Origin of the sequence: Pseudomonas sp. HMWF021 (assembly GCF_003061005.1) — a bacterium.
GTDB lineage: Bacteria > Pseudomonadota > Gammaproteobacteria > Pseudomonadales > Pseudomonadaceae > Aquipseudomonas.
Window position 1 is genome coordinate 1 of the sequence record NZ_QAIK01000148.1, and the last position, 9,149, is coordinate 9,149.

Below are 9,149 nucleotides of genomic sequence, written 5' to 3' on the forward strand. Positions count from 1 at the left end.
CGACTCAACTCTGGAAACAGAACCGAACTGTTCCAGAATGCCCCTCAGAACCTGCATCGAAGCATGGGCAGTCTTGTCCATCAGCCAATGCACTCTCTTTCTGACGGGATAGCCAGCCAGTGAACCACTGCCCAGCAGAGGCAATACACCGAGATGCACACTGCTGGTGGAAGTGAACACAGCAACCGCGCTGCCCCTATACACCTGGGCAAGCAGCTCCTCCAGTTCCGGCAGATACTGGGGGCGCATCGCACTTCGAGAAGAAGACAGATGCAACCCGCATGTATTGAGTGCCTGATGCGCAGCTTCGACCAGTGCAGGATGGGTTTCCAGCCCCAGATACGAGCACGACACAAATTCGGTGTACACACCTCCTTCCTGCAGGGTGATCTGCTTGCCGGTACGACTCGCAACGGTAAACCCTGTCAGCCCTTCCTCATAAGCGGTTGTCAGAGCAGCGGTGGTGTTACCACGGCGAATGCTCATCCAGTCTTGCTTTACTTGCACTTCCATTGCTGAATCTCCTGCCCTGAAATCACTGAGGCTTGCGGCCAATCGTCATTACCGAACTGCCCGACGCATCGGACTCGTCCTTGTCGATCACTGTTTCTATGTCAATCAGGTGATCGCGCCTGAACAGTTCACGCACCGCTTCAGCCTGATCTTCGCCGTGCTCCATCACCAACCAGCCGTCGCGGACGAGCAACCGGTCGGCGAGAGCAATGATCTGCCGAATCAACTCAAGCCCATCGGGGCCGGCGTAGATAGACGCTTGAGGGTGGTGCTCGCCCCACTCGGGCAGCAGCTCCTGAGCCTGCGGAACGTACGGAGGATTCGCGACAATCAGGCCGATCTGTTTCTCGAATGGCTCAAACGCCTGCTCGTCGCGAATATCTGCCCACAGATGATTTGCCTCTACACCCTGGCACGACAGCCGATCAATATTGCGTTTGAGGTACTGCAGGGCTATCGGATCAAACTCGATGCAAGTGACGTCGACATCCGGTCTGCGTCGGGCAATCGCAAGACCTATCGCGCCGCTGCCCGCACACAGATCCAGAACTTTTGAGCCTGACTGCAGCGCTGCACTGCTCTCGATCCACTTGTGAATGACTCTGCTGTGAGGGCGCGGGATGAATACGCCGCTACCGACGACCAGCGACAACTCGTCAAAGTCCACCGTACCGACGATATGCCCGAGCGGAATACGGTTGCAGCGCTCCTGGACAGCCAACATGAACTCTTCAAGTGCACGATTTTTATCCGCACGCTCGATAAAGCGATCCACAAGGCAACTCAAGTCCTCTTCCAAATTCCAGACGCCGGACTCTTGCAAAAGGGCTCGCGCCTGATGAATGGCGAGGCACTCACGCTCGGAAAGACTCATGACCATTCCCTATAATATTGCGAGAGTTTATTCAGGATAGATTCGTAGAGATAAGAGAACGCTACCAATTCCGGTGGCGGAGTAAACGAAGGGTGCAAATCATTTATCAATTTTTTATAGTTGCGCGACAACCCCTCATCCAACAGCGGAAACCAATATGGTTTTATATTCCAGCGATACTCATACCCCGTGGCAAACATTTGTTGCACGGTTTCTTTTACAGTATTTTCTCGAGCAAAACCGGTCAGCGGAGCGCGCACTGGTGTAAACGGACCGAGATCAAGACCGGTATTCTTCAGGCCAGTCAAACAGTCGGCTATATAGCTTGCCAACAATGGCGACTGATGTAACCCATCCCGATAAGTACCTGTTGCGAGCCAAAGGCCTTCTACACCGCACTCACCAATCAGTGGGAAACCGTCAGCCGGAATGGGCCTGTTACCAACCTGGATGGAAATGACTTCAGCACCATGCAGATCCAGGCTCAACTGATCGACAGCGCAATCAAGCAAGAACTGCACATCCGAAATCAGTGCGTGGGTCTTCGGCTGCTCGGAAATAATATTGGTTGCGCCGAGATATAGAACTCCATCACCACGAGGGACGCAGTGCAGGCCACAGGCGAACGCACGGTTCGGAGTGCGAATGACGGATTCTGGCAGCTCGACGCCCTCGGGCAATTTCACCAGGATGGATACGCCATATCCACTGAAAAGCGGTGGAATTTTTTTCACCACATCGTCGAAATCACTCAGCAGATCCAGAGAATGAACGCCCGCAGCGACGATCACTTTCCGAGCCCATAACACCTCTCCACTGCTTAACTCCACGCCTGTAGCTACACCGCCCTCTGCCAATACTCGTCTGGCATTCTCATTTTTAAGCGTGCCCCCTTCAGCGACAAATGCAGCGTCCAGTTTTTCCAGTAACAGAAGGGAGTTCACTGAATGTTCGTTAGGAATGTACAGCCCTCGGAGAGGACGAACGAGGTGATTGGGCTTGATCCACTCCATTTTACGTGGATCGATGACTTCGTAGGGTTCGCCATACTCAGTCAAGGTGCTCTCGATGGTGTCGTAGTTGACGCTATCGACTTCGTCCATTCCCGCAGTATTGAGTAAAACGTGAGTTCCCATCGCAGTGAACAGAGATGTCGTATTGCCAGAAGAAACGGCCAAGCGCTCTGCCCAGCTCGGCCATAGTTGCTGGGCTTGCCGATCCATATCCAGCTTCAGCCGGCCAAAATCACTTGCCAGCAACCCACTGGTAACCTCACCAAAGCAACCGTTCATTGCCCCGGCAGCCCTCGAGGCTGCATTCGCACGATCGGTTTCACCGACACGACAGACCTTTAAATCTCGCGATGCCAACTCATACGCGATTGAACCACCCACAGCACCTGCACCTACAACAATGACGTCGAACTCCATGTTTTGACCTCAAAATATTACTTGCGGCTGAAGAAAATTGAATTTCTAGCTTTTAAAAACAAAACATTTCTATAGTTTCGTTACACATCAACTCAACAGAGCATTTGTTTCATATTGTATCTTTGAAACACTTCCACACATTCAACCACCAAAAAACCAATAGAGGCCAATAAAAAAGATCACTAACCAGTCGGTTAATTATCAAAAATAAAATTGACAATTTTTGATCGTGCATCAGTTATTAAATAATAAGTTACAAAATATCGCTTTTTCAACGAACCAATCATCTATGGCTGAACTTATATATGGAAAAGACCGGACATAGATTTTCCGTCTCTCGGAAACACAAACGCCCCGAACAAGTCGGGGCGTTTGTGTTTTGGTGTCACACGAAACAGATCGCGCAATACACCTGCAGACGATCAAGCGCTCTTAGTAAGCCTTGCCGGTCTTGTAGAAGTTCTCGAAGCAGAAGTTGGTTGCTTCGATGTAGCCTTCGGCGCCACCGCAGTCAAAACGCTTGCCTTTGAACTTGTAGGCCATGACACAGCCGTTCTGGGCCTGCTTCATCAGGGCGTCGGTGATCTGGATTTCACCGCCCTTGCCTGGCTCGGTCTGCTCGATCAGGTCGAAGATGTCCGGGGTCAGGATGTAACGACCGATGATGGCCAAGTTCGACGGCGCGTCTTCAGGCTTTGGCTTCTCGACCATGCTGTGTACGCGGTAGATGTCGTCGCGGATCATCTCGCCGGCGATAACGCCGTACTTGCTGGTTTCCTGCGGATCGACTTCCTGAATGGCGATGATCGAGCAGCGGAACTGCTTGTACAGCTTGACCATCTGGGTCAGTACGCCGTCGCCTTCGAGGTTGACGCACAGGTCATCCGCCAGTACCACGGCGAACGGTTCATCACCGATCAGCGGACGGCCGGTCAGGATCGCGTGACCCAGACCTTTCATTTCAGTCTGACGGGTGTAGGAGAACGAGCACTCATCCAGCAGTTTGCGGATGCCGACCAGGTATTTCTCCTTGTCGGTGCCCTTGATCTGGTTTTCCAGCTCGTAGCTGATGTCGAAGTGGTCTTCCAGAGCACGCTTGCCGCGACCGGTAACGATCGAGATTTCAGTCAGGCCAGCGTCCAGAGCTTCTTCAACGCCGTACTGGATCAGTGGCTTGTTTACCACCGGCAGCATTTCTTTGGGCATGGCTTTAGTCGCTGGCAGGAAGCGAGTACCGTAACCGGCTGCTGGGAACAAGCATTTCTTGATCATATAAGTCCTTGAAAGGGCTGTGTGTACGAGTTTCGGCGCAGTCTAATCAGGCGGCGTGCACCTTACAATGCCCCGCACTGGCTAACCGATGTCAACATAGAGAAATATTCTCGCCGATAGTTCCATTGGTGCTTTCGAGCGGCGAAATCAGAGTAGCTCAAAGACGCAAATGCGCTGCACCACCATACGCTCATCGTCCCCCAATGTGAGTATTTGTCGGTATCATGGCGCCTTTGAACCAGCGAACGAGACAGATAGATGGCCGCGGTAAAAATCATCAACGGGTACGTGATCGACAAGAAGGACGGCAAGTGGAACCTGACCACTACCAATGGCGAACACATCGCCGGGCCGTTCGACAGCGAGCAGTTGGCGACTGATGTTGCGTCGGTGTTCACTGACACCCCTGCGTCATCCAAGCGGCGTGGCAAGGATCAGGACTGATCATCAGCGAAAAACGCCGAGCCCTGCCGTTGTGCAGGGCTTTTTTGTGCGCGCCCACCAGCACGACGAAAACAAGTGGCCAAACGCTATAACCTTTTCACACTGGCGCTGTCAGAGCGTTTAGCCCCTCCCTCGCTGAAGACGATACAACCATGAATATGAACCGCTTGCTGCCGCTGATTGCGGTATTGGCCCTGGGTGGCTGCGCCACTTCGCAACCTACTTACCTGAACAACGGCGAACAGGGCCTGACAATCGATTGCTCCGGTGAAGCCAACTCCTGGGCCACCTGCTACGAGAAAGCCGACGCCTCCTGCGCCGGCACCGGTTATCGCATTGTCGGCACCGATGGCACCCCGGCGCCCAAGGAAAGCGACAAAACCCTGGGGGTCGATGTCGGCAACTACAAAAATCGCAGCGTGGTCGTGGTCTGCAAATAGACCTTACATGTGGATCTCGGCGAATTTGATCCCGAGCCCGCGCACGGTCTCGATCAGGTCGTCGAGCCGGGCAAAGGATTCGACTTCGTCGTTATCGTCCACCAGAAAATAGCTGCGCCCGGCGCTCTTCTTGAAAAACACGATCCACTCGCCCGGATTGGCCGGGTTCTGAATCACATGCGTGGCAGAAATCAGGCCTTCTGCGTGGCGCTCCCGTACTTGCTCTCGCTTCATGCGCGGCTCCAGAAATGAAAATGCCGTCACAGCATGGCTGCGACGGCATTGGTGCTGACGACTATCAGTCTATCAGCCGGAAATACAGGCATTGGCGGCGTTTTGCACGTCCCGGGGACGAATCGGCACATTGGACATGCGTTCATGCAGCTTGATGCTGCTACCGCCGGAACGGTCGTCGATATCAAACACGGCGGCCGCGCCGGTGGAAAATTTCCCGGGAACGATCACCCGCACGCCATCCTTGTGCGGCTGCATCTGCAACGCGCCGCGGCTGTTGGCAAGCTTGTCCGCCAGGCATTGAGCATACTCATGGGGTTTCTTGCCGGAAATCACGCTCATGGTCGGCAAGGTTTCATTGATCTCGGAAACACTCGCGCAACCACCCACGACCAACATCAACGGCAGACACACCACACCCCACTTCATACATATACCTCCCATAAAGACCCTCGGACAGCAGTAATGCCATTTTTCTCCGAGGTTTGCTCCATTAAACCCGCATCGAATCGCGAATAACTGTTTTTAATTGTCAAAGCAGCGCTCGACGGCGGGATAATAACCCGTTCGGGCTGATAAACTGCGCCAATCGCACATGCTATCGTTTTGATTTAGTAGAAAAAGCCCATCTGGAGGCGCCCATGAAATTCATTCACCAGCGCGAGCACCTCAACGAAGACGACATCGTCGTCATTCAATGCTCACAAACCTGCAATATTCGTTTGATGAACGACGCCAACTTTCGCGCGTTCAAGAACGGCGGACGCCACACCTACCACGGCGGTGCGTTCGACAAGTTTCCAGCGCGCATCACTGCACCGAGCACCGGTTTCTGGAACATCACCATCGACACCGTCAGCCGGCGCGCCATCAGTGTAACGCGCAAACCGACCCTGACTCATTCGATCAAGATCATCCGCCGCTCCAGCTCAAAACTGAGCTGAGTCGCCCCTAACGCAAAGGTAAGCACGACCGTGGCCCAAACGACCAAATACGTCATCAAATACAAGCTCAACGGCGAACGCCGTTTCGAGTTCGCGCAACTGGAACACGGCACCGCAGAAGAAGCCAAAGCCGCACTCGATGCCATCCACGGCCAGACTGAAGATGTCATCAGCGATATCTCTGTCAGCAAAGCCCTGTAACGCAACACCCGGGATTCGACCGCAAGCGGCGGAGTGTTCTGCCGCCGGGAATTGCCCAGACTGACAGCCTCGACCAAAGGGTTCAGGAGTCAGCATGTCAATGTCCCCGTCTCGGCTGAATGCGCTCGATTGGGCAAGCCTCGAACAGCATCTGGATCAATATGGCTACGCCATTATCCGCTCGCTGCTTTCGGCGCAAACCTGTGAACGCCTGAGCGCCCTGTATCCGCAGACCGAACCGTTTCGCTCGCAGGTCATCATGGCCCGCCACGGTTTCGGTCGCGGTGAATACAAGTACTTCAGCTATCCCCTGCCCACCGCCATCGAACGTCTGCGCACTGCGCTTTACCCGCGTCTGGTGCCGCTGGCAAACCGCTGGTCCGAACGCATGAATCTGCCTGTACGCTTTCCCGCCACCCATGCCGGGTTTGTGCAGCGCTGTCATGATGCCGGCCAGCAGCGGCCGACGCCATTGCTGTTGCAATACGGCCCGCACGACTACAACTGTCTGCATCAGGATCTGTACGGCGAACTGGTTTTCCCACTGCAAGTGGCGATTCTTCTGTCGGAGCCGGGGCAGGATTTTACCGGTGGTGAGTTCGTTCTGACCGAGCAGCGTCCACGCATGCAGTCGCGTCCACACGTCGTGGATCTGCACAAGGGTGACGCGGTTATATTCGCGGTCAATCAGCGTCCGGTCAGCGGCACACGCGGCGATTATCGAGTGACCATGCGTCACGGCGTCAGTCGCCTGCACAGCGGAAATCGGCATACTCTGGGCATCATCTTTCACGACGCATCATGATCACCATGCAACCGACCACCTTCGACCTGTTCGCCGACCACGAACCCGAGCAGCAACCGCGCGCCGAGCAGATCGGCGAACAATCGTGGGTATTGCGCGGCTTCGCTTTGCCGGTTCTGGACCAGCTGCTGCCCGTGCTGGATACCCTCATTGGCGCAGCACCGTTGCGCCACATGATGACGCCGGGCGGTTTCAGCATGTCGGTGGGTACCAGCAGTTGCGGAACGCTGGGCTGGATCACCGACCGCAGCGGTTATCGCTACAGCACCGTGGATCCCCTGACGGGCAAGCCCTGGCCGGCGATGCCGGATGTGCTGTCAGAACTGGCGCGCGACGCAGCTCAGCGCGCTGGATTTGCCGACTTTCATCCAGACTCCTGCCTGATCAACCAATATATCCCCGGGGCCAAGATGTCTTTACACCAGGACAAAGACGAACATGCCTACACGGCGCCGATCGTTTCGCTGTCACTGGGGTTGCCCGCCATGTTCCTGTTTGGTGGTTTTGCCCGCAGCGACAAGAGTCAGCGCATTCCTTTGCTGCACGGCGACGTGGTGATCTGGGGCGGCGTCGATCGCTTGCGTTTTCACGGTGTGTTGCCGATCAAGCCCGGGCGGCATCCGCAGTTGGGCGAACGCCGGGTCAATCTGACCTTTCGTGTTGCCGGACGCTTTTGAAAAATTTGACCGCAAGGCCCGGAGTGTTTCCCACATCGCTGCTGGTTAACCTGAATCAAACAGGTCAACGGACTACTCGCCATGAAAAAGCTTTCGCCCATCATCAACGTTGAAACCGATCCACGCTGGGCTGCCGTCGTTGCCCGGGACCCACGGGCCGACGGGCAGTTTGTCTACGCGGTGAAAACCACCGGTATCTATTGCCGCCCCAGCAGCCTGTCACGTTTGCCCAAGCCACAGAACGTCGAATTCTTCGAAAGCGCCCAAGCGGCCGAAGCGGCGGGCTACCGCCCAAGCAAACGCACGAGCAAGGATCAGACTGAAGTCGCCAGCCAGCACGCCGCAACCGTGGCGATGGCCTGTCGGCAGATCGAGTCCAGTGAAACAGTGCCCGCGCTCAATGAGCTCGCCGAGGTCGCAGGTCTCAGCCCGTTCCATTTTCATCGCGTGTTCAAGGCGGCTACCGGCCTGACGCCCAAAGGTTACGCAGCGGCGCATCGTTCGCGCCGGGTGCGTGAGCGGCTCGCGGACGGCGGCTCGGTGACCGATGCGTTGTATGACGCGGGTTTCAATTCCAACAGCCGCTTTTATGAGTCGGCCGACAAGCTGCTGGGCATGAAACCCGGCGACTACCGCGCGGCCGGACGCAACAACGACATTCATTTTGCTGTCGGGCAATGCTCACTCGGGGCGATTCTGGTGGCGCAAAGCGAACGCGGGGTGTGCGCGATTCTGTTGGGTGACGACCCGCATCAACTGGTGTGCGATCTGCAGGATCAGTTCCGTCAGGCCAACCTTATTGGCGCCGATGCCGACTTCGAACAGTTGATTGCCAAGGTGGTGGGCTTTATCGAGGCGCCAGCGCTGGGCCTCGATTTACCACTGGACGTGCGCGGCACAGCTTTTCAGGAGCGGGTCTGGCAGGCGCTGCGGGAAATCCCCGCCGGACGCACCGCCAGTTACGCCGAGATCGCCCAGCGCATTGGCGCGCCGACATCCATGCGCGCCGTGGCGCAGGCCTGCGGCGCCAACCGTCTGGCCGTGGCGATCCCCTGCCATCGCGTGGTACGCAGCGATGGCAATCTGTCGGGGTATCGCTGGGGCGTTGAGCGTAAGCGTCAATTGCTGGAACGCGAAACCCAGCCTTAGCGGACGCCGATATAGACCGCCACTGACTCGGGGCCGGTATAGGCCTCGTAGTCCGTGGCGTAACGGCGCTGAATCTGAGGATTCTGCTCAAAGAACTCCCAGATCCGCCCCCAGGTCGAGATGACCGCGTCAGGCAACGGCCCCTGCGCTTCGAACACCAGATACT

At 55.9% G+C, this 9,149-nt stretch carries 13 protein-coding genes and 1 pseudogene; 7 read left to right on the forward strand and 7 right to left on the reverse strand.

The window, feature by feature from the left end; all coding sequences use genetic code 11:
- The 4 genes and pseudogenes from DBR18_RS21115 to galU form a co-directional block, all read right to left on the reverse strand.
- Window positions 1-513 (reverse strand): annotated as a pseudogene (locus DBR18_RS21115) (aminotransferase); the annotation flags it as partial.
- A gap of 22 nt (window positions 514-535) precedes the next feature.
- Window positions 536-1,387, reverse strand: coding sequence for a HemK/PrmC family methyltransferase (locus DBR18_RS21120; RefSeq protein WP_108591777.1), 852 nt, complete (start codon window positions 1,385-1,387; stop codon window positions 536-538).
- Entirely contained in the window at window positions 1,384-2,817 is a 1,434-nt protein-coding gene (locus DBR18_RS21125) for an FAD-binding oxidoreductase (protein WP_108591778.1), read from the reverse strand. Before DBR18_RS21125 ends, DBR18_RS21120 begins: the two co-directional genes overlap by 4 nt.
- A 432-nt stretch (window positions 2,818-3,249) precedes the next feature.
- On the reverse strand, window positions 3,250-4,089 hold the full coding sequence (gene galU / locus DBR18_RS21130) for a UTP--glucose-1-phosphate uridylyltransferase GalU (RefSeq protein ID WP_007912230.1): 840 nt from the start codon (window positions 4,087-4,089) through the stop codon (window positions 3,250-3,252).
- Window positions 4,090-4,347: 258 nt separating this feature from the next.
- Here galU and DBR18_RS21135 point away from each other — a divergent pair, with 258 nt between their 5' ends.
- Together DBR18_RS21135 and DBR18_RS21140 are read left to right on the forward strand one after the other, a co-directional pair.
- Window positions 4,348-4,533, forward strand: a complete 186-nt coding sequence (locus DBR18_RS21135; RefSeq protein WP_007964653.1) for a hypothetical protein — start codon at window positions 4,348-4,350, stop codon at window positions 4,531-4,533.
- Window positions 4,534-4,685: 152 nt separating this feature from the next.
- Complete coding sequence (locus tag DBR18_RS21140; RefSeq protein WP_108591779.1) at window positions 4,686-4,973, forward strand: hypothetical protein; 288 nt, start codon at window positions 4,686-4,688, stop codon at window positions 4,971-4,973.
- A 3-nt stretch (window positions 4,974-4,976) separates the two neighbouring features.
- On the opposite strand, the gene DBR18_RS21145 is transcribed toward DBR18_RS21140, so the two are convergent.
- Complete coding sequence (locus DBR18_RS21145) at window positions 4,977-5,207, reverse strand: hypothetical protein (RefSeq protein WP_108591780.1); 231 nt, start codon at window positions 5,205-5,207, stop codon at window positions 4,977-4,979.
- Between the two features lie 72 nt (window positions 5,208-5,279).
- Window positions 5,280-5,636, reverse strand: coding sequence for a hypothetical protein (locus DBR18_RS21150; protein WP_108591781.1), 357 nt, complete (start codon window positions 5,634-5,636; stop codon window positions 5,280-5,282).
- A 212-nt stretch (window positions 5,637-5,848) separates the two neighbouring features.
- Between DBR18_RS21150 and DBR18_RS21155 the strand changes: the two genes are divergently transcribed.
- From DBR18_RS21155 to ada, 5 genes are all read left to right on the forward strand, one after another.
- On the forward strand, window positions 5,849-6,151 hold the full coding sequence (locus DBR18_RS21155) for a DUF1883 domain-containing protein (RefSeq protein ID WP_108591782.1): 303 nt from the start codon (window positions 5,849-5,851) through the stop codon (window positions 6,149-6,151).
- Between the two features lie 30 nt (window positions 6,152-6,181).
- Window positions 6,182-6,352 carry a hypothetical protein gene (locus tag DBR18_RS28425; protein WP_177482416.1) on the forward strand — a complete coding sequence of 57 codons (171 nt, stop codon included), beginning with the start codon at window positions 6,182-6,184 and terminating at the stop codon, window positions 6,350-6,352.
- A gap of 94 nt (window positions 6,353-6,446) precedes the next feature.
- Complete coding sequence (locus DBR18_RS21160; protein WP_108591783.1) at window positions 6,447-7,157, forward strand: 2OG-Fe(II) oxygenase; 711 nt, start codon at window positions 6,447-6,449, stop codon at window positions 7,155-7,157.
- Window positions 7,158-7,162: 5 nt separating this feature from the next.
- Window positions 7,163-7,834, forward strand: coding sequence for a DNA oxidative demethylase AlkB (gene alkB / locus DBR18_RS21165; protein ID WP_108591785.1), 672 nt, complete (start codon window positions 7,163-7,165; stop codon window positions 7,832-7,834).
- Between the two features lie 81 nt (window positions 7,835-7,915).
- On the forward strand, window positions 7,916-8,983 hold the full coding sequence (ada, locus tag DBR18_RS21170) for a bifunctional DNA-binding transcriptional regulator/O6-methylguanine-DNA methyltransferase Ada (RefSeq protein ID WP_108591784.1): 1,068 nt from the start codon (window positions 7,916-7,918) through the stop codon (window positions 8,981-8,983).
- Here ada and DBR18_RS21175 read toward each other — a convergent pair.
- Window positions 8,980-9,149 (reverse strand): effector binding domain-containing protein (locus tag DBR18_RS21175; RefSeq protein ID WP_146188777.1); only part of this gene is annotated, 170 nt, incomplete at its 5' end. The genes ada and DBR18_RS21175 overlap by 4 nt on opposite strands.